Origin of the sequence: Devosia marina (assembly GCF_009758415.1) — a bacterium.
Classification (GTDB): domain Bacteria; phylum Pseudomonadota; class Alphaproteobacteria; order Rhizobiales; family Devosiaceae; genus Devosia; species Devosia marina.
Window position 1 is genome coordinate 1,517,337 of the sequence record NZ_WQRF01000001.1, and the last position, 20,224, is coordinate 1,537,560.

The following is a 20,224-nucleotide window of genomic DNA, read 5'->3' on the forward strand; positions in this document are numbered from 1 at the left end:
GTGACTCATGCAATCAGCTTTCCGCCTGTTGGGTGCGCGACGCCGTCATGCGCATGACAAAGCGAACGATCACCGTTCCCCAGAGCAGGATCACGAGCACCCCCAGCACTGCAGCGACTGGACGCTCGAAGAAGCCCAGCAGGTCACCGTCGGACTTGATCATCGAGGTGAGGAAATTGCGCTCCACCATGCCCCCGAGCACCAGGCCGAGGATGATGGGCGCCAAGGGGAATCCGTTTTCCTCCAGGAACCAGCCGGCCAAGCCGATGCACAGCATCAGGACGATGCCATAGGGGGAATTGGTGAGGGCGAAAGAGCCGACAATACAGAAGGTCAGGATCAGCGGCATGAGAATGCGGCGCGGAATGGTCAGCACACGGCGGGCCAGTTTGACCGTGCCCCAGCCCAGCGGCACCATGACGATGATGGCCAGGATGAAGAGCATGAACACTGCATAGATAATCTCTGGCGTCTGCAGGAACACTGTGGGGCCGGGATTTATGCCCTTCATGTAGAGGACACCGATGGCAATGGCGGTGACGCTGTCGCCGGGAATACCGAAGACCAAGGCCGGGATCCATGATCCGCCGACTGCCGCGTTGTTTGCCGCCGAAGCATCGACCAGTCCTTCCGGGTGCCCCTTGCCATATTGTTCGGGTGTCTTGGACATGCGCTTGGAGAACGCGTAGCTCATCCAGGCGGCAATATCAGCCCCCGCACCCGGCAAGGCGCCGATCATCGTGCCCAGCGTTGAGCTGCGCAGGATGTTCTTGGGATAGCGCATGATCAGCGCACCGAGGCCAGCAAATAGCGGACCCTTGGTCGGCGGCACTTGTGGCAGGGGGGCGGCCGTGTTCATGCGGATGGCGCCGCGCAGGACCTCGCCTATCGCGAAAAGACCAATCATGGCGGGAACGAACTCGATGCCTGCAAGCAGATCGACACTGCCGAAGGTGAAGCGCGGCGTGCCTGACGTAGGGTCGAGCCCGACCGTAGCCAGTGACAGCCCGATGAGGAGTGAGATACCTGCCTTGAGTGCATTGTCCGAGGCGATAAAGACCGCGCTGGATAGGCCAAGCACCGCCAGCCAGAAATACTCAAACGAAGTGAATTTCAGCGCGAATTCGGCCAGCACCGGAGCCGCCAGGATGAGCACCAGCACACCGAAGAGCCCGCCAATGGCAGACACCAAGAGGCTGGTGCCCAGGCTCAGATTGAGCTTGCCGGCCAGGGCCAGCTTGTGGGCATCTTCAACATAGGCTGCCGAAGCTGGGGTGCCTGGCATGCGCAGGAGAGCGCCAGGGATATCGCCGGCGAAAATGGCCATGCCGCTGGCGGTAACGATGGCCGCGATAGCTGGAATGGGGTCCATGAAAAATGTAACCGGCACCAGAAGCGCGGTGGCCATGGTGGCCGTGAGGCCCGGCATGGCGCCCACAAACATGCCAAAGGCGCCGGCGCACAGGACGACAAGCAGCACTTCAGGGTCAAGGACCAGCTGCAGTGCCTGCCACAGAATGTCGGGTGAAACCATGGTCAGAACAGGCTCTCGATGGGCCCGCGCGGCAGTGGCACTTCCAGCGCAACGGCAAACAGGATCCAACACAAGGCCGCGCCCGCGATGGCAAAGGCTATGGATTGAACCAGCGGCACGCGAAACCACACAAACAGCGCCAGAAGCGAGAGGATCGTGACGGGAATAAAGCCGATCAGTCCGGCCAGGAAGATGTGCGCCAAGACCGCAGCAACGACCAGCGCCGCGCTGACCAATCCCGAAGCGGTCTTGAGGGTGGGGTCAATGATAACGGCAAAGCGACCTTCGGCGCTTTTGAAACCGGAAAAGACCATAAAAAGCCCGCTCAGTGCCAAACCAAGCCCCAGAATGCTGGGAAACAGCGAGGCGCCATAGGGTTGGCCGGGAAAGGCCGGAAACTGGGTAGCCATGGCGAACATGACAAGGCCAATGGCCAGAAACAGCGCGCCCATAAGAGAGTCGCTCAATTGCATGCCAGTTCCTCCTCCCGGCAACAGATTGGGGCGGGCACGACTGCGCCCGCCGCCTGATTGGTCCCGCGCCCTAGCTCGAGGCCAGACCCGCCGCAGTAAGGGCATCCGACATGATGGCGTCGGTTGTGCTCATCATATCTGCGTGCGCAGCCGGGTCGAGATAGGTGATACCAAAGCCGCGGCTGTTCATGAACTCGACAAATTCGGGGTCTTGGGCGATTTCGGCCAGGGCTGTCGAAATGGCTTCGGCGGCCACGGGGTCCATGTCCTTGGGACCGCAAATGCCGCGCCAGGTCGAGAGCGAGAACTGGCCGCCCGCTTCCTTGACCGTGGGCACATCAGGATGGGACGCAGCGCGGGCATCCGCCATCAAGGCCAGGTTCTTGGCACGGCCGGCATCGACCATGGCCTTGGTTTCGGCCAGCGATACCGTCACCAGGTCAATGCCGCCGGCGATCAGGTCCTGCATGGCAGGCGCCGAGCCTTCCGACGGCACCCAGGTGACGTGGTCCGGCGCCAGGTCCATGGACAGCAGCCAACCGATCAGCGCCAGATGCCAGATACCGCCCTGTCCGGTGCCGGAGGCCTTGAACGTGCCGGGTTCAGACTCGGCAATGGCCTTGGCAAGACTTTCGACATCGCCATAGGGGCTGTCGGATGAAACGGTAATGCCGGGGCTGTCGGCATTCATCAGGCCAAGTGGCGTGTAGTCGGCCGAGGTGAGCTCGGTCAGGCCAACATGATGCATCATGGTGATTTCAACTGTCACCAGACCGATAGTGTAGCCATCGGGGGCGGCATTAGCGATCGCCGAATGGCCGACAACGCCCGAACCGCCTGTGCGATTGACGACGTTGAAGCTACCGCCCAGACGCTTTTCGAGCAGAGCGGCAATCATGCGGCCGGTGGCGTCGGTACCGCCGCCAGCGCCCCAGGGGACGACTACGGTAACCGGACGACTTGGATAGTCAGCGCCCAGGACGCTGCGCGGCGCCACCGACAATGCCAATGCGGCGGCGGCCCCGCCAAGAACGGTTCGACGGGTGATGGGTCTATTCAAGCTCATAAGTTCCTCCCATTGAGCAGTTTGAATTTTCAGTCGCGTTTCAGGCCGCGCTTTGCGCCCTGAATGCGTGTTCAGCGGCCAAAAGAGCGCGGGCGGCCGTTTCGACCTCCGCCCGCTCGGTTGCCGGAAGGCCACTGGAAGGCTCAAGAATGGGGCCCATTTGTGCAATGCCGGCAAGGCTCACCGCTTCGTGCAGAACGCGAATTTCATTGATGCGATTGCGCGCAGCTTCCAATGCCAGCATAGGCTGAATAAGGCTCTGCGCTTGGTCGACCCGGCCTTCGCGTAAGGCCGCCAGGGCTGCCATGGAGATGGCGGGCGCCAGGCACACGCAGCCTGCGGTAAAACCCGCCAGTCCATAATCGCGCATATGCGCAATGGCTGGCGGTTCACCGAAGCCGGAAATGATCCGCTCGGCGCCGATAGCGGCGATAATGGCATCTAGATAGCTATCCCGACCGCCCTGCGGCCGCGGCACGGCGTATTTGACGCCAAAGACCACACCATCAGCAACAAGCGCGCCCAGGGACTGGGGCAGCAGGTAGTCGTCGGTCTTGATGTAAACGATTAGCTGGACACCGCACTCGGCATGGAAGCGCCGCAGCGATGCCATGGTCCCCTCCTCGGTCCGGGGCGCAATCATCGGCAGCAGCAGGGCGACCGGGTATTTCCTGCTTTTGAGCTGAGCGGCCTGATCTACCAGCCGACCACCATCCGAGCCGACCGAAGGCAAGAGCCAAGTATTGCTGCCGCAGGACAGTTCCAGCTGATCCAGCCAATTGGCATATTGCGAGATAGGCCAGTGATGCGCCAGGGCATTGCCACCATAAAGCAGTGTCGAGACACCGCCAGCCTCGAGGTGGTGTACCAGCGCCGCATTGGCAGCAATGTCGAAGGCCCCATCGGCGCTGCGTGCCAGTGGCGGGACAGCCATGACAGATTTGGACAGATCAGCCGGTGTGACTTCAGTGCGCATACGGAGGGCTCCAACCTTGTTAGGACCAGACCGATAACGGACTGACCCAGATTCGTCAACAGTTGTTAGATTGGTAAAAAACGGTTAGATGAACTGATCTGCGGAGGAATTATGTCTCGTTTGAAAATTGCCATTGCCGGCGCCGGCGCCATCAGCGAATTCCATTTGCGCGGCTGGCGCTCCCGGTCCGATGTAGAGATCTGTGGGCTGTGCGACCCTGACCAGGCCCGCGCCGAAGCTCGCGCCGAACAGTTTGGGATTGATCGGGTCTTCACCGACGTCGAAGTCATGCTCGATCAAACAAATCCGGACGCAATCGACATCATTACCCCCGTAGGCACGCATGCCGATCTCGTACGGCTGGCCGCAGGCAAACGCGTTCACGTGATGTGCCAGAAGCCGATGACCGCAACCGTCGCTGAGGCAGAGGCCCTAATCGCCGATGTCGGCGAAACCGTGCGCTTCATGGTGCATGAGAATTATCGCTTCCGCCCGCATTATGCCGAAATGGCGCGCCGGGTGGCGGATGGTGAGGTAGGAAATGTCCGTCACGCAAGACTGACCGTGCGCTCGTCATCACTGTTCGATTACCCGGGCAAGACGCCCTTTCTGCTGGGACGCCAACCCTATCTTGCAGGGTTTGATCGACTCCTTGTTTTCGAGATTCTGATCCATCACCTCGATGCGTTGCGATCCATTTTCGGAGAAATGGACGTGACGTCCGCCGTGCTCGACCGAGTCAACTCAGACGTGAAGGGGGAGGATGTAGCGCTCGTGACCCTGCGAAGCGCTGCAGGCGCTACCATAGTGATCGATGCCAATGTGTCAGCGATCGGCTATCCACCCTTGCCAACGGATCGGCTAGAGGTTCTTGGAGACCGGGACACGTTGGTCCTCGATCAGGCCGTGATCCGCAAACTGTCCGTTGAGGAGCCCCTGACCGTACACGACCTCAAGGCCAATTATCAGGCCTGTTTCACCGGCGCCGTAAACGCCTTTGCCGACGGGCTGATCACAGGCGCGCCCTTCCCGACCGATAGGCTGGACAATCTCAAGACACTCAAGCTGATGGAGTCTGTTTATCGGGCGGCGGGAATTGCGGTATAGAGGCGTCACTCAAGGATAGTGTCCATGGCCGACGAAAGCCGCCCGCGCGAACCCAATCTGGCAGACAGCGTCTATGATCGCCTGATGCAGGAGATCATAGACGGGCGCTTCGCCATTGGAGCGAGGCTCCCTGCAGAGCAATCGCTTTCTGCCGACTATAAGGTATCGCGCCCGGTGCTGCGCGAGGCGCTGGCGCGGCTGCGGAAGGACGGCATCATCGCGACCCGTCAGGGGTCGGGCAATTATGTTTCCCGGCGCCCGGACCGATCCGTCGGCAAGATCGTGCCCTTGAGTTCACTTTCCGATATTCAACGCTGCTATGAGTTCCGCATCGACTTCGAGCCGCTCTGCGCCAAATGGGCTGCGATCCGGCGCACCGATGAGCAGTTACTCCAGCTCGAGCGCGCCATTGCCCGTTTCAACGACACGTTTCGCCAGCACGAAACCGGCACTGACGCGGATCTCGAGATCCATATGATCATCGCCCGGAGCTCGGCCAATCAGTTCCATATCGCGGCCATGGAAACGATGGCCAGCCAGATCGCTTTCGGCATGCACCTTTCGCGCAGCCTCACCTTGCGGGCGACGACGCAGCGTTACGTCATTGTCGAAGCCGAACACCACCGGATATTTCAGGCGATCGCCGCCAAAGACAGCGAGGCGGCACAGCAAGCCATGCATGACCATCTAACCGGCGCATTGGAGCGCATGTATTCGGGGAGCTAAGAAATGGTCGGCTTTTCGAGACATTAGCGCATTTCAAGTCAATCTATGCCGCTGGCAGAATCTGTATTGCACGAATGTAGCCAACAGACTGCTTTGCGTACTTTCCGCCAAAAAAGTGTCGGTCTACAACCCATCACCCGATAAAGACGGTGGTCAGCATAAGCGGACCGACCGCTTTCGTGAAAAGTTTCGGCTGCCGGCAGCCGAAACTCTTCACATTTACCGACAGTCTGTTTTGGACTCTGAATCTTGCCATGCGGACATGGGGCGAACTATTCCTCCCGGAAGGCTCTGGAAATCTGATCGGTGAAGGGCTTCATGAAATAGGCAATTGCCAGTTGCTCCTCGGTAGTGACGAAAACTTCAACGGGCATGCCGGGGACCAGCTGGAAGTTTGCCGCATCATCACTGACTTCAACGTCAGCGGTATAGAATGGCTGGCCGCTGGCGTGATCAATTTGTGCAGCTGCTGCCACCCGCGTCACGACGCCATCGAATTCCGGCGTGACGCGCTGGTTGAAAGCTGAAAAGCGGAGGCTGACCTCCTTGCCTACTGTGACCTGATCGATATCGGTGACAGCGACGCGGAATTCGATAGTCAGAAGGGCGTCGTCGGGCACAATTGTCAGCAATCGTTCGGCCGGCGAGATTACACCGCCCAACGTGGATACGTTCAGTTCGTTCACTACCCCTGAGGTGGGTGCCAGGATCTCGACGCGGGCCAGCCTTGCAGCAGCCGCGTTAAGCCGTTCGCGCAACTCGGCAAGTTGTGCGTCGACGGCACGCAACTCGCGTTGGGCAACGGTACGACGGTCACTGTCCATGCCCATGATCCGCAATTGCAGTTCGCTGATCCGCGATTTCGCCCGCGCGATGGCGGCACTGACCTCGCCCATCTGTCCTTCCAACCGGGCCATATCACGCTCGGCGACAGTGAGGCGGGACGTTTCCACCAGTTGACCCGAGGCCAGTTCACGCAATCGAGTGCGCTCTTCGCTTGCCAGTTCAAGCTCACTGGCTGTCGCCGTCTGCTGAGCCTCCAGCCCGACAATCTCTTGTTGTAGCTGGCTTAGTTGCAACTGCATTTGATCGAGTTGCGTGTTTCGAAATGCCAGGTTGCTGTCAAAAAGCTGGGTCTCTTCGTCAACTGCGATTTGGCTATTTGTGGTCTGCTCTCGAAAACTGGTCGGAACATCAAGTCCGATCAGGTCGTCCCGTTCCGCCAGAAGGCGGAAACGGCGAGCTTCGAGCTCGATTATCTGACCCGAGAGGATACTGTGCTCAGATCGGGCTTGGGTAGCATCGAGGCGCAGCAGCACTTGGCCGGCGACAACCCTTTCGCCCACCTTCACGCGAATTTCGCGCACCACCCCCCCATCGACATGCTGGACGACTTTGAGATCTTCATCGATCTGAACGGTCCCCTGCCCAATAACAGCACCGGAAAGCCGGGCCGTAGAGGCCCAGCCTCCAAGTCCGCCCACGAGGGCGATAGCAAACAGGGTCCCCCAGATCACGCGTCCCCTCATGGAGAACTGTGCAGGATCGCGCCCCTTACGGTCCAACCCGGATGAAGACGAATGCAACACGCCCGCGGCGTCAATGCTTGTCATGATGGATATTCCTCAACCGTTCACTTCTCAGGCCAGATTGTCGGGCGGGGTCAACATGACGCCCTGAATGTTTATGGCCAGGTCGTAGATGCTGTCACCGTTCAGATCAGCGACGATGAAGGTCCAGTGCTCATCATCGATAAGTTCGTGCGAAACCTGCAGGGGAATGTCAGACAGCAGCCAGTCATCCTTGTCATCGCCGTAAATTGCCTCGAACATGTCTCGCTCAACATCTCGGGCTGCGCGATCCAGGTCGTAATCCCGTACTCGAACACGATCGCCGACAACGAAGTCCAATATTTTGTGAACCACATTCTCGCTTAGGCTGGGGGCGCTGTCGGTGACCTCGAAAATGAAGGTATCCCTGCCTTTGCCGCCGGACAACACCATGGCCTTTCCGCCAAGAATGAACATGTCATTGCCATCACCGCCCGTGATCTCTTCGATCGCCGAGAACTTGTCCGTGCCGAGTTCGCCGCTGAAACTGGTTCCTCCCACGGCGTCGATGACCATGTCGTCTTGGGCGGCGGACAGGTCGAGCCTGTCATATCCGTCGCCTCCGTCCATCGTGTCATTTCCAGCAGATGCTACGAGGATATCGTCGCCCTCCTCGCCGTAAACGGCATCCTGCCCCCCGCCGTCGACCAGCACATCATTGCCGGCACCGCCCTTGAGCGTGTCATCGCCCTCGCCACCTTCGAGCAGGTCGTCGTCGGCACCGCCTTCGAGCAGGTCGTGGCCGGCGCCACCAATCAGCCGATCAATACCTTCCCCGCCGTAAATAGCGTCGTTGCCCTCCCCGCCGTCCAGGTGATCCTTGCCAGCGCCGCCTTCGATGTAATCATCCCCAGCTTCACCAAAGATCGTGTCCGCGCCTGCTTCGCCGAAAAGGCGATCATTGCCTTCGCCACCTTTGATGAGGTCGTTGCCCCCGCCTCCGAAAATGACGTCGTTGCCAAGACCGCCCAAAAGCACGTCGTCGCCGTCGCCGCCATGAATGTGGTCGTCGCCGCTGCCGCCATCAACATGGTCATTGCCCTCGAGGGCATCGATCAGGTCATCTCCACCCCTGCCGAAGATATCGTCGTCGTAAGGGGAGCCGACGATGAGGTCGTCATCATCACCCAGAGCCATAACTTTACGCACGATCTCCAGGGTCGCTTCCTGGGCCACCCAGGTCTCTGAATCTGAGATGCGATAGGTTATAAGGACGGGGCCGACCATGCCGGGCTTGGTCTCGAGCAGCCAGCCATCCGCCGTGGCCACCAGATTGGCGCCCTTGATCACTACGTTTTCAACGCTAAGGGTATCGCCGTCCGGGTCGGAAGCGCCCTGCAAAAGATAAACAAGGGCAATCAGAACGATCTGTCCTGCAAACACATCATTGAGCCGCACCGGTCCCATGACTGTTGGTGCCCGGTTCCCGGACCCAGAGCCGCCGCCGTTATTGCCTCCGTTATTGCCGCCATCGTCGTCATCAGCGCCGTCATCAGGACCGGAGCCGTCAGGCTGGCGGGCGCCCCCGCCGCCGCCTTGACCGAAGTCCGCAGGACTGCTGGTAAGCGGCGTGCTGGACCCGATGGATGAACCGGTCTGACCACCGAAATTGTCGTTCATGGGAAACTGCAGTAGCGCCGTCGGCGAGAAGGGATGGCCCCTGGTGGCAAGGATTGTCGGCTCGACAAAATAAAAGCGCGGATACTCCGGCACCACGAAGGAGGCAGGCCAGGCATTTCCCGGTTCGAGACCTAGGCCCCGCCGGCCTCCCTCGCCCTCAATGCTTGCGGTCTCCGTGTCATCGATCCCTGCGACCGCCAGGTCATCAGTTTCCTGAGCTGGGGGAGCATTGACGGACTCGCCTTCACCCCCCTCAGCGCGGTCCGTTTCAGGCAAACGCGCCTGCGCTGCCGTGATCGAACGAATATAGGCAGCAATGCCAACGACCATGAGCGCCAAGTAGGCTGGAAGGCGCGTCAGGCGCTCGGCCGTATTGAACTCGAAACGCCTGGCGCCCTTAAGTTCGGATTCGTCGTTCTGCGCGGATTTGACCTCAATCAACATGACACATCACTCCGCTGCCCGCACCGGCTGCAGGTTCGGCTTGCTTCGTTCGGGCGCCTGCTGTGCCCCCAGAACCTGCGCCTTGGTGCCAAATGCTGTCAGTTTGCCCGCCTGCACAACGGCGACGAGATCCATCTGCTCAAGTACGCTGGGGCGATGGGCGACAACGATGACAATGCCACCCCGCTTCTTGATGCCAGCAATCGCCTTGTTCAGGGCCTGCTCTCCCTCGGTGTCCAAAAAGGCGTTAGGCTCATCAAGAATCACCACAAATGGATCGTCGTAGAGCGCGCGGGCCAGTCCAATGCGCTGGCGCTGTCCGGCTGACAGGGCGGTGCCCTGGGACCCGAGCGGAGTATCGTAGCCATCAGGCAGGCGCACGATCAGCTCATGAACGCCCGCGGCCATTGCGGCGGCTACCACACCCTTACCGTCGCGCTTGGGCGCGAAGCGCGAGATGTTCTCCACAATGGTGCCGTCCATCAGCGCCACTTCCTGGGAAAGGTAGCCCACATAGCGCCCCAGGACCTCTTCTTTCCACTGCAGCAGGTCGGCATTGTCCAGGCGCACCGAGCCGCGCAACACCGGCCATATGCCGGTCAAGGCACGAACCAGTGTCGTCTTGCCACCCCCGCTCGGGCCAATAATGGCCAAGCCCTGTCCGGCCTTGACCTCCAGGCTCACTTCGGAAAGCAGGACCTGGCCTGAGGACGGAGCTGCTACAGTGATCTTCTCAACCCGCAGTGTCTCTTTGGGGGCCGGCAGATCAATGCGCTCGGGCAGATCTGCCAGGGCCACCATGGTTTCACGCAGGCGCTTGTATGCCTGACGGGCCGTCACCATTCCCTTCCAGTTGCCGATGGCCATGTCGATAGGGGCCAGCGCTCGAGAGGCCGCGACTGAGACAGCGATAATGGCCCCCGCTGACATCTGGCCATGGATGGTGAAATAGGCACCCAAGCCCAGAAGGCCCGATTGCAGGAGCATCCGGAGCACACGTGAAATGGCGCTGAAAGTGCCTGTAATGTCGGTCACCTGCGTCTGCAGGACCAAGTGTTCGGAATTGGCCTGGGTATAACGATGGACGGCACGATCCTGAATGCCCATCGCCTTGATGATATCGGAGTTGCGAGCGTTGGAATCGGCGATCGCGCTACGCGCTATGTTCGCCTGGTGGACGGCATTGGCGAGCTGGCGGGACTTGAGTTCTGTCCAGACAGTCAAAAGGGTCAGCAATACTGCCCCGCCCAGTGTCACAGCACCCAGCACAGGATGCAGGAAATAGACGAAGAGAATATAGAGCGGCACCCAGGGCAGATCAAACAGAGCTACCGGCCCCTGACTTCCCATGAAGGTGCGCAGAGTGTCCACGTCTCGGCCGCGTTCCAATGCTTCAGCCGAGGAGAAGCCAAAACGAGGCATGTCAACGCTTACGCGATGAGCAATCGGGGAGAGAATACGATCGATCTTCGCCCCAATGCGCACCAACAGTTGAGATCGTATGATGTCGAAAACGCCCTGAAAGAGATAAAGTCCTAACGCCAGGACCGAAAGCGCCGCCAGTGTCGGCACAGATCCGCTCGTGAGCGCCCGGTCGTAAATCTGCAGCATGTAGAACGAGCCGGTGAGCGCCAGCACGTTGATGATGCCCGAGATCCAGAACAGAAAGACTCCAATTCCCTTGAACTCTCGCTTGAGCATCGCGTCATTGCGGCGCTCTGCGAGAGCCTTACCAGACGTTGGCTTGGCCATTTTTCGACCCCTTCAACTGCAAGAAACCCGACCGGCGGGACGCCGGTCGGGCAAGGACATCTAGAGATTGAAGTCTGAGGATGTCAGGTTGTGATTGCCAGTTATCGAGATGCGGAAGTCCGCATCACCCCCATCGACGTTGCCGGTCACCACGGTGTATTCGCCGTCCTCCCGCACTTCGTGGCTTAGCGCGATCTGACCAGCAGAAGGAGCGCCATTCACCAGCGAGAAGGAGGTCCCGCCGGCTAGCATGCCGGACAGGTCTATCTTGTCGCCTGCCTCGAAATTGAGGATGGTGTCGCCGTCGGCGGCGGCAGCGCTACCGAACACGAATACGTCCTCTCCAGCACCGCCATCCATGATGTTAACCGCAATGCTGGCGATGATGGTGTCATTGCCGGAGCCGGTCGTAACATTCTCGACACCATAGAGCGTATCAGTACCCGATTGGCTGCCAGTCACATGGCCTCTACCACCTATGCCTGTACCCAGGTTCACATGGACCGCTTCGGTCATTGAGCCGAGATCGAGCGTATCGATGCCCGCCCCGCCATCAATCAGATCGTCCCCGTCATTGATGCGGCCGATGAATTTGTCGTCGCCGGAGCCGCCGTACAGTTCGTCGTTGCCGGCACCGCCGTCGATCATGTCATTGCCAGCGTCGCCAGATATCCAATCATCGCCGGCCTCGCCATAGAGCATGTCGTTGCCGTCGCCGCCTAGGACGTCGTCATCACCTGTGCCGCTCCAGACGACATCGTTGCCCGCTCCAGCGTCGGCGAAGTCGTCGCCATCACCAAGCCTGATGATATCTGCTCCGGCTCCGGCAATGACGAAATCGACACCGCTCATCCCGAAGATCAGGTCCGGCCCCGATGTTCCCATGAGGACACCACCAGCGGGCGTCCCGATCACGGGAGCGACTAGACCTGAGCCGTCGGTTCCGCTGTCATCTTCGTCGCCCTCATCGTCTTCGTCTTCGAAGTCTTCCTCGAGGTCGTCATCATCCTGACCGGCTGCATCATCATCATCGTCGTCGTTGCCATCTTGGCCAACGGCGTCGTCGTCTGCATCCACGCTATTGAAGATATGGTCGTCATCGTTCTCCGGTGCATTCGAGCCATCGAGATCAAAGACGTTGTCCGGCAGCCCCGTCAGTCCCGTGTTGCGGGCGATGATGTCGGCAAATGTAACGCTGCTCTCCCCACGGAACAGCGAGTCATCGAAGATTTCCAGATAGTAGAGACGGTCGCCGTGTTGCAGGCGGTTGAGCTGTTCAAGGAAAATGTAGCCGAAGGTCGAACCAAGTTGGCCAGCCACAGGCTTTTCAAGCAGACCTCCGACCCACAGATCCATCGAATCGAACCCATCGGGATAGGCTTGCTGGAGCTTGGCAAGCATCACGCTGGAGATGCCATTGCGCAGAGCAAAGTCCGCCCAGCCGGTATAGGGCTTCAAGGCACTAAGGTGCGTCTGTTCGTACAGTTGCGAGCGCACTACATTGAACGGCGCAACGCCCATGTCCCGGCCGCGGAAGATATTGAGTGCGGCCAGATCGAGTGGCCGACCCACGAGCTGGTTGCGCAGCGCATTGACCACATCCTCGTCAATCGCTTGATGCTGCACCTGGATCGCGCCTGCCAGCAGGTTGCTTACGCCCAGATTGACCACCTGGGCGGGACTGAGGAAGGCCTGAACCAGGGACACTTCCTGGAGCGCACCATTCTCATCGACGTAGCTCACGGTCTCGTTGAGCATGGAATGACCGAAGCGGTACGCCGCCTGGGCAAACTCTACCGAAATCGAAGCGTTGATCGTTGGGTCGTATCCCTCGAAACCGTGCTCATTGTCGTCGCTATCACCAAACCCACCGGCCATTGCTGTGATGAACTCGGTGAACACCACGCGCTGGTATTCTGCGATGTTCCGGATACGAGCCGCTTCGAAGTATTCCTGTTCGGTCCACTCGTTGTTGGTGCGGGCCTTCAGCTCGTCGACCCAGAAATTGTGATTTCGGTGCCAGATCGTGTGGATCGAGGTCAGCATCACATTTTCATTGGCGCGACCGTCGCCGGCCACGAAGTAGTGGCCGATCTGGTCGAGGTCGAGATAATTGGACTCTGTTCCATCGGGCAATGTGACGAATTTCGGAATGAAATCGATCAACAGTGGTTGCCCGGTGCCCTGGTAGTTCCCGACATCGTCCGAGGTCAGCTCGCCGCCTCCGGTCATGAGCCGGAAATTGTCGCGGATATGAGCAAGCGTGGGCAAAAGCATGTAGCCTGTCGAGTCCGCGTCGCCCGTCAGTAGATAGGCGGTCTGGACGGGGCCACCATCGCTGCCGACTTCCCAGCGGCGCAAGATGTCGGTGATGGCATCATGAGACCCGTAGGCTTGGTTTTGGTCGACATAGGGCGAGGCATGATTAATGTACTCTGCCGGGACCTCATCCCCATTGTTGGGAATGCCGTCCGGATCCACACCTGTACCCAAGACGATATTGGATCGCGGGGCATTGACCGGTACTGGACCAACATTGCCGATGTAGACCGAGCCAGGCTGCCCCTTGGCCACGAAGTCGAGACCGTGGTCGAAATACTGGCCGAAGAAGGTCAGCAGGCTGGTGCCGCCAAAGGCATTGACGATGCTTTCCTCGATGCCATCCCCATCATTGTCCTGGTTGGACAGGATATTGGAAATTTCGCGCGGGGTGAGCGCCGTCTGCCGGATCCCGGTAGCGCCATCGGTGAAGTAAGCGTCAGTCAGGCGAATGAATCGATGATCGGCCGCTCCCCAGGTCGGGTTGTCGACATTGTTGCCATAGCCGGACGAGTTCCTGTCGAAGGCTGGGTCTCGCACCATGTCGAGCAAGTCCTCGATGTCCTCGTCGTCCAGCAAGTTGCCACTGTTGCCAGGGCCGTTCTGGAACTGGGGAGGTACCGAGCCGGTGAACATCACTGAATGTGTGCCGTTCGAATAGGTCTGGGTGCCGTTGCCATTGTCAACGAGGGTGTAGTCCGAGACATCTTCACCCGGTGCAAGTTCGATAACATCCTGCGGCCGGACCGTGCCGACAATGGTGTCGTTACCGCCATTGGAACGGAATACTATGCGATGCGCTGAAGTCAGGGCCGAGAAATCGACGGTGTCATCTGCCGCACTGCCGTTGACGGTGATGGTCGAGAAGTTAAGGCTCGTTCCGAGGAAGTTGCCGATCACCAGAACTGTGTCACCGCCGGTCGCGCCGCCATTTGGTACGCCGTTGCCGTCATTGGCTGACACCTCGAGCGTGTTGACGACGATCTCCTCGATATTGTCGAGCTCGGCGATAATGGATGCATTACTGGTGCCGTTCCTGGTGATGACTATTTCGGTGGCAGCGGCCAGGCCAGTCATGCCAGCCAAAACTGCTTCAGCCCTTGTATAGATGCGGAAGGTCTCGGCGCCGGCGTTGCCCGTTATAACAATGGTATCGTTGCCTGCGCCGCCGTCGATACGATCGCGGCCATCGCCAGTTCGCCAGATGATGGTGTCGTTGTCGTCGCCTCCATTGACCGTGTCGTTGCCGGTCCCTCCGGTCAAAATGTCGTCGCCGGAGCCCCCGTTAAGAGTATCGGCGCCACCATTGCCGTTGAGGATATCATTGCCGGCGGCACCATTGAGGACGTCAGAGAGAAAGGACCCATTTGCAATATCGTCTCCGGCGGTGCCATTGAAGGGGCTCGGGGCAATTGGGCCGCGCGCCCAGTTGGCCCCCACAGGCGCCGTGGCGTCAGAGACCAGTGTTTCCAGATTTCCCCCTCCGTCTGTAAAGCTGACCGCAACCCTCAATTGCATTCCTGCAAAGGCATTGGCAGCATTGCCCAAAGGACCGAGATCGACATCGGTGGGCGTAAAGCTGGGGCTGTTGCCACCGAGAAGAGCCGGCACGTTTGCCCAGATGACCCCATCGACAGATACCTGCCACTGAAAGCTGAGTGGGCCCACGCCATTTGCATCCGTGATTGAGGACACATCAACGGTGAGCGGCTGACCTTCGGTTGGCGTTAGATCACTGATGACCGGCGCACCCTGGGCTGGCTGGTTGATAAGATCGGCCAGCACAATGGTCTGGTCCCGGAATTGCAGCCGCTCGATATTGCGAAGAGTGTCCACCCCATCCGAGATCAGCCGACGACCGGTCACCGGATCAATATCGGCGGTAACATTCACATGAGCGACCGTGACCGAACCATCCGCGTTCAGGGTGACCGTATAGTTTTCCGTGCCGTCATCGGCGAGGAAGTTGTCGTTGAAAACAGCGGTGTCGACGTCCTCGACGGCACCGTCATCGGCAATGATTTCGCGTACGATGTGCATTTGGCTGGGCACGATCGTCCGTGAAACCAGCAGTTCGAACAGCGACTTGCCGATCCAGGTCGGTGCAACCGCATCAACGGCGGTGAACACATGCTTGAGCGTGTAGATTGTTGCGATCTCGTTGGCAGCTGTGTTCTCAGCGCCCGGATCGGTCAGGCGGATCCGTACGTTGAGGCGAGCATTGCCGTCGATGAAGTCGTCACCTCCATTGCCCTGAAGGATGTCGCTCCCGCCACCGCCAAGCAAGATATTGCCACCGGTGAAGGCGACTATGTCTTCACTGGTCCCTACCGGGACACCGGACACCAGGTTGCCCAAGAGCTCGCGAAGACCTTCGATGCGATCCAGGCCAGCCTGGCTCAGCTCGTCCTTGAAGAACAGGGTTTCAGTGTTGTTGACCGTGGGTATGGCTGGGGGAGTGCCAGCAACGCGATCATCGCCGCGCAGAGTGTCGTTGCCGTCGCCGCCCGAGAGTGCCTCGACCTTGTCAAAACGGTTTCGCAGGATATCGGCTTCTTCGGTGGTGAAGATGCGGATGCGCATGTCGGCATTGGCATCAAAAGTGGCGCCTTGGTAGCTGACCCAGTCAAAGCCGAACATGCCTTCATTGCGCATGACGCTCTCGCCCTGCACCATGATGTCGTCACCCGACTCGGCGTCGAAGTCGTGCTCGTCCGAGCCGGCGAACATCACGTCATGACCAAGAATTGTCGAGTTGAAGAATAGTTCGGAGTTGTCACCCGCGGTGGTGTCGAACCCCCCGCCAGCTTCTATCCAGTCGTCCCCTTCATTGCCGAGCAAGAAGTCCGCACCATCCCCGCCGAGGATGAAGTCATCGCCTTCACCGCCGAACACTTCGGTGTCGTCCTTACCGGCGAAGACAACATCTTTGCCTTCGCCGCCCATCAGGACGTCGAGTCCGTTGGAGCTGGCGATAACGTCGTCGCCGGCATCGCCCTTGATGAAGTCGCCCTCGTCTCCCTCATCGAGGATGATGTCATCGCCCGCCCCGCCCATGATGAGATCGACACCTTGGCCACCCTCAATATAGTCATTGCCGGCATCGCCCCAGATCGCATCGTCGCCGAGATCGCCGATCAACACATCATTCGCTGAGGTGCCGCCCAGCACGACATGCTCGCCGCCAATGTAGCGGAGGTAATTGTCATAGTAGGCCTGAAAGGCGGCGGGCAGAGTCCGACCCACCTGGGTGAAACCAAGACCGGCCAAAACGTCATCGATGTCGTTGGGGTCCTTGCCAGGATCAGTGCCGTTATAGTCCTGCTGGTAGTTCTGGTTGACCTCCAGCACCAGGTCATACTTCGCGAACGAGTCGATGCCGATGTGATGGCGGATCACGTCATCAGCGGTGCCGCGAATGCCGTCCAGACCGGGTTCGGTCAGGTCCGTGTTGGCCATTATCATTTTGGAAAAGGCGTTGTTCTCCAGTGCGTCCAGGAAATTCAAGCCCTGTGTGCGCGTCAGGTAGTAGAATCGATCCGCATCCTGCAGTGCCTCCATTTGCGCTTCGAACACTGCAGTGAATGTCGAACCAAGCATGCCGCCAAACAGCAAGATCTTCTCGGCAAGGCCGCCAATCCACAAGTCGACGTCATTCAGGCCGCCCAGATTGCCGGAAAAAGTGCCCGTGCCGTTGATGAAGGAGTTGCGGTCCGCGATGTCGGTTGCGTTGCCGGCGGCATCGACACCGAACACCAGTTCCATTGCAACTTCGCGCTTCTCTGCAAGGGTGTCCGCTGCCAAAAGCAGGCTATGAGTGCCATAGGCGGCGACGAAGTTCACGACGGAGAGCGGGTTTTTTAGGCCCACCGCAAAGTCGGCCCAGTTGTTATAGGGTCTTAGGAAGCTATGACCCGTGGCAGAGAATAGTTGTTCGCGTGCCTGGTTTAAGGTCGGCATTCCGGTGTCTCGACCGCGAGCAATGTTTATTGCCGCGAGGTCGAGTGGCAGTCCAAGCAGGTTATTGCGCAAGGCATCGACGACAAACTCGTCGATCGCATTGCCGCGCACATTCGTCAGCCCCCGGACAACGGCGCCCGCCGCTGCTTCACTGGATATGCCACCATCGTTGTCATACTGCACCGGGTTGAGGAACGCCGCGATCAAGCCGCTATCGACTGTATTGAGAAAGGCGGTGTCGGCCGTACCGAGTGGATCATAAAACGCGCGCGGCAGACTGTCAGTCAGCATCGAATGGCCAAACCGGTAAACCACATTCGCAAACTCAGCGAAAATTGCCGGATTGATGTCAGTGACGGAGTTGAAAACGAAGGGGTCGATCGCCGGCTGAATCTTGCGACCAAATTCTTCAAACACCAAATGCTGATACTGCATCTCGGTAGCAAAGCGGGCCGCCTGAAAGATGCGTTCGCCATCCCACGCAAGCGTTAGCCCGTTGATAAAGGCGTGCTTGTCGACGGCCGCATCCAGAGAGGCATGCAGGCTGGCCAGTTCGCCGGCGGTAAGGTCGGTCACCAGCCAGTCGTTAACAAAAGCAAGATCGCCTTCTTCCAGGATTTTGAGCTTCTGGACTACGGTCTGGCGATTATGTTCGGAGTGGAAAACATGGTGGACCGCGGTCAGGCCAAAGTTTTCGTTGCCGCGTCCGTCGCCAGTGATGAAATGACGATCGAGCAGTTCGTTGTCGTATTCAGTGCGAACGCCAAAAGCGTTGAGAGCCTGAGCATTCCCGGTGTCCCCATCCGCGTCTGCTGAAGTCCAGACGCTGTTGAGGGTGGCAGGGTTACGGTCAGGATCCACGAACACCGGTACGGCATCGTGTGCGATGTCATCCAGGAATGCGTTGGAGATCTTCACGGCGACGTTCCACGTGGCTACGGGCGTCGTGAGGTTCCCCTCAATCGTCGTATCGTCGGCAGTATTGGGGATACCATCCAGGCCGATATTGGTCACAATCAGGGGCAATCCGTTCGGACCCCGGACGAATTCGCCATATGCGTCCGTGCGAAGCAATGGAACAGCGTGCACATCGCGGTCGTCCAGCTCTATCCCGAGCAAGCTCCGGGCTTGTTCCTTGATGTCGCCCCAGGTTGCCAGCCCACCCTGTTGGCCCTCAAGAAGCCGTCCCGTCGAGACAGGACCATTTGGGCCCATCACATATTCGCGCAGGAACACCTGATGCGAAGCGTGTGACGTATAGGTCTGGTTTTGGTCCACATGCGGTGTAGTGACGTTTTTCTGCGTCGGGATACCGTTTTCATCAAGAACCGTCGTGGCTCTGGTCAGCGCCATGAAGCGCAGTTGCGGAGCCAAATCGTCGGCGGTACCGAGGATGCCATCAGCACCGAGCACCAGCGGATCATCGTTCTGGAGCGGGACATAGATGGTGCCATTGCCGCCCTTGCTGATCAGATCCAGTCCATGATCAAAGAACTGGCCAAAAAATGTCATCCAGGCGTTGAAGGGTGCGGAGATGCCTTCATCGGGCGCCACGTTGGGGATGATGAGTCCGTTGGTTTCATCGAGAATGCCCATGTCATGGGCCATCGCGAGGAATGCTCCATTCGGATCGGCTGAGGCAGCCTGGGCACTCGCAAGCGCTTGCTCAGCAATAGTGAGGGCGGCACCGGCATCCTGGATTGCATCCCAGGTAGTCGAGTCCAGCGGATCATAACCTGCCATCGCGGCCTGAAAATTCGTTTCGGCTACGGCCAGGTCCTGTTCCAACGTGGTCAGGTCCGCGCCACCGGCACCGCGTACGCTCAGTAATGCCGCGAGGTCGGCATAAGGGTCTTCCGAACCGGCGAAAACCAACGCAGCAAATATTGCAGCGGGGTTATTAATGCTCATGTCGGCGATGAGATTGGATATAATGCGAGGATCCGCATCGGCCACGTTGCCGGTATTTCCGCCATTGGCAGCGCCGGGGACGCCGTTGAGGATGCTATAATCGGTATTTGTGACTAAACCTCCGGGGCCGAAATTCATCGTGTCGCCATCGGCATCATTCATGTAGTTCGGAGACAGGAAGCGAGGCATTGGCTGGTCGGACGCGCCCCAGAGTTCCCGGCCTGCGACCAGGTTGTTGTAGCTCCCGTCAACTGTCCGAATGCCAAAAGGGGTCTTGGTGTCCGGAATGGCCCGCGGCCAACCGGCGTCACCCGTGAAGACCCCATTTGAATCGTAGAAGACGCCATCCGTAATCACTTCGCCGGAGGCAGGATCGATCCTGATCTCTGTCAGCGCGGCACCATTTGCATGTGCCTCACCAATCTTGATCTGCTTGAGAATGAATTGCAGGTCATTGAGGTTAAGTTCGATCGCCATCTGTCCCTCCTGTTCCAACAGCCAAACCGCCGAGACAGGGCTCGGGCCGGACACGACTGTGAATTGCTGGGGTTCAGTGTTGCTCTTGTCAGCAATTAAGCGATACTGCACATCGTCAGGTCATTTAATCTGTAAAAGGACCTATCCGGAGTTGAGACCTTGGTCGGTATTGGAACTAGACTTTGGTCTAAAGGAGGAATCCTTTTCAGATCAGTCGCAGCGCAATTTTTCATCGCTTCCGTAGTAACG

The 20,224-nt window shown here is 59.0% G+C and carries 10 protein-coding genes; 2 read left to right on the forward strand and 8 right to left on the reverse strand.

Features of this window, described 5'->3' with window-relative positions; all coding sequences use genetic code 11:
- Nucleotides 1-13: 13 nt before the first annotated feature.
- From GO014_RS07330 to GO014_RS07345, 4 genes are all read right to left on the reverse strand, one after another.
- On the reverse strand, nucleotides 14-1,534 hold the full coding sequence (locus GO014_RS07330) for a tripartite tricarboxylate transporter permease (protein ID WP_157289673.1): 1,521 nt from the start codon (nucleotides 1,532-1,534) through the stop codon (nucleotides 14-16).
- Nucleotides 1,535-1,536: 2 nt separating this feature from the next.
- A complete protein-coding gene (locus tag GO014_RS07335) occupies nucleotides 1,537-2,007 on the reverse strand; it encodes a tripartite tricarboxylate transporter TctB family protein (protein ID WP_157289674.1) in 471 nt (156 codons plus the stop codon).
- A gap of 70 nt (nucleotides 2,008-2,077) precedes the next feature.
- Complete coding sequence (locus GO014_RS07340; protein ID WP_157289675.1) at nucleotides 2,078-3,073, reverse strand: tripartite tricarboxylate transporter substrate binding protein; 996 nt, start codon at nucleotides 3,071-3,073, stop codon at nucleotides 2,078-2,080.
- A 40-nt stretch (nucleotides 3,074-3,113) separates the two neighbouring features.
- Nucleotides 3,114-4,049 carry a dihydrodipicolinate synthase family protein gene (locus tag GO014_RS07345; protein WP_157289676.1) on the reverse strand — a complete coding sequence of 312 codons (936 nt, stop codon included), beginning with the start codon at nucleotides 4,047-4,049 and terminating at the stop codon, nucleotides 3,114-3,116.
- A 111-nt stretch (nucleotides 4,050-4,160) separates the two neighbouring features.
- On the opposite strand from GO014_RS07345, the gene GO014_RS07350 reads away from it, so the two are divergent.
- Together GO014_RS07350 and GO014_RS07355 are read left to right on the forward strand one after the other, a co-directional pair.
- On the forward strand, nucleotides 4,161-5,156 hold the full coding sequence (locus tag GO014_RS07350; protein ID WP_157289677.1) for a Gfo/Idh/MocA family protein: 996 nt from the start codon (nucleotides 4,161-4,163) through the stop codon (nucleotides 5,154-5,156).
- Nucleotides 5,157-5,180: 24 nt separating this feature from the next.
- Nucleotides 5,181-5,882: a FadR/GntR family transcriptional regulator gene (locus tag GO014_RS07355; RefSeq protein WP_157289678.1), complete on the forward strand. Its 702-nt coding sequence runs from the start codon at nucleotides 5,181-5,183 to the stop codon at nucleotides 5,880-5,882.
- A 272-nt stretch (nucleotides 5,883-6,154) separates the two neighbouring features.
- On the opposite strand, the gene GO014_RS07360 is transcribed toward GO014_RS07355, so the two are convergent.
- From GO014_RS07360 to GO014_RS07375, 4 genes are read right to left on the reverse strand one after another with little or no spacing between them, the layout of a single operon-like run.
- A complete protein-coding gene (locus GO014_RS07360; RefSeq protein ID WP_157289679.1) occupies nucleotides 6,155-7,495 on the reverse strand; it encodes an HlyD family type I secretion periplasmic adaptor subunit in 1,341 nt (446 codons plus the stop codon).
- A 27-nt stretch (nucleotides 7,496-7,522) separates the two neighbouring features.
- Nucleotides 7,523-9,556: a cadherin-like domain-containing protein gene (locus GO014_RS07365; RefSeq protein ID WP_157289680.1), complete on the reverse strand. Its 2,034-nt coding sequence runs from the start codon at nucleotides 9,554-9,556 to the stop codon at nucleotides 7,523-7,525.
- 6 nt (nucleotides 9,557-9,562) lie between these two features.
- Nucleotides 9,563-11,308 (reverse strand): type I secretion system permease/ATPase, encoded by a 1,746-nt coding sequence (locus GO014_RS07370; protein ID WP_157289681.1) that lies wholly within the window; start codon nucleotides 11,306-11,308, stop codon nucleotides 9,563-9,565.
- A 60-nt stretch (nucleotides 11,309-11,368) separates the two neighbouring features.
- Nucleotides 11,369-19,975 carry a peroxidase family protein gene (locus tag GO014_RS07375; protein ID WP_157289682.1) on the reverse strand — a complete coding sequence of 2,869 codons (8,607 nt, stop codon included), beginning with the start codon at nucleotides 19,973-19,975 and terminating at the stop codon, nucleotides 11,369-11,371.
- Nucleotides 19,976-20,224: the final 249 nt, after the last annotated feature.

Excerpts from the sequence above, each read along its gene's own strand:
- GO014_RS07340 (WP_157289675.1), bottom strand. The coding sequence starts at position 3,073 with ATGAGCTTGAATAGACCCATCACCCGTCGAACCGTTCTTGGCGGGGCC.
- GO014_RS07360 (WP_157289679.1), bottom strand. The coding sequence starts at position 7,495 with ATGACAAGCATTGACGCCGCGGGCGTGTTGCATTCGTCTTCATCCGGG.
- GO014_RS07375 (WP_157289682.1), bottom strand. The coding sequence starts at position 19,975 with ATGGCGATCGAACTTAACCTCAATGACCTGCAATTCATTCTCAAGCAG.
- GO014_RS07335 (WP_157289674.1), bottom strand. The coding sequence starts at position 2,007 with ATGCAATTGAGCGACTCTCTTATGGGCGCGCTGTTTCTGGCCATTGGC.
- GO014_RS07330 (WP_157289673.1), bottom strand. The coding sequence starts at position 1,534 with ATGGTTTCACCCGACATTCTGTGGCAGGCACTGCAGCTGGTCCTTGAC.
- GO014_RS07345 (WP_157289676.1), bottom strand. The coding sequence starts at position 4,049 with ATGCGCACTGAAGTCACACCGGCTGATCTGTCCAAATCTGTCATGGCT.
- GO014_RS07355 (WP_157289678.1), top strand. The coding sequence starts at position 5,181 with ATGGCCGACGAAAGCCGCCCGCGCGAACCCAATCTGGCAGACAGCGTC.
- GO014_RS07365 (WP_157289680.1), bottom strand. The coding sequence starts at position 9,556 with ATGTTGATTGAGGTCAAATCCGCGCAGAACGACGAATCCGAACTTAAG.
- GO014_RS07350 (WP_157289677.1), top strand. The coding sequence starts at position 4,161 with ATGTCTCGTTTGAAAATTGCCATTGCCGGCGCCGGCGCCATCAGCGAA.
- GO014_RS07370 (WP_157289681.1), bottom strand. The coding sequence starts at position 11,308 with ATGGCCAAGCCAACGTCTGGTAAGGCTCTCGCAGAGCGCCGCAATGAC.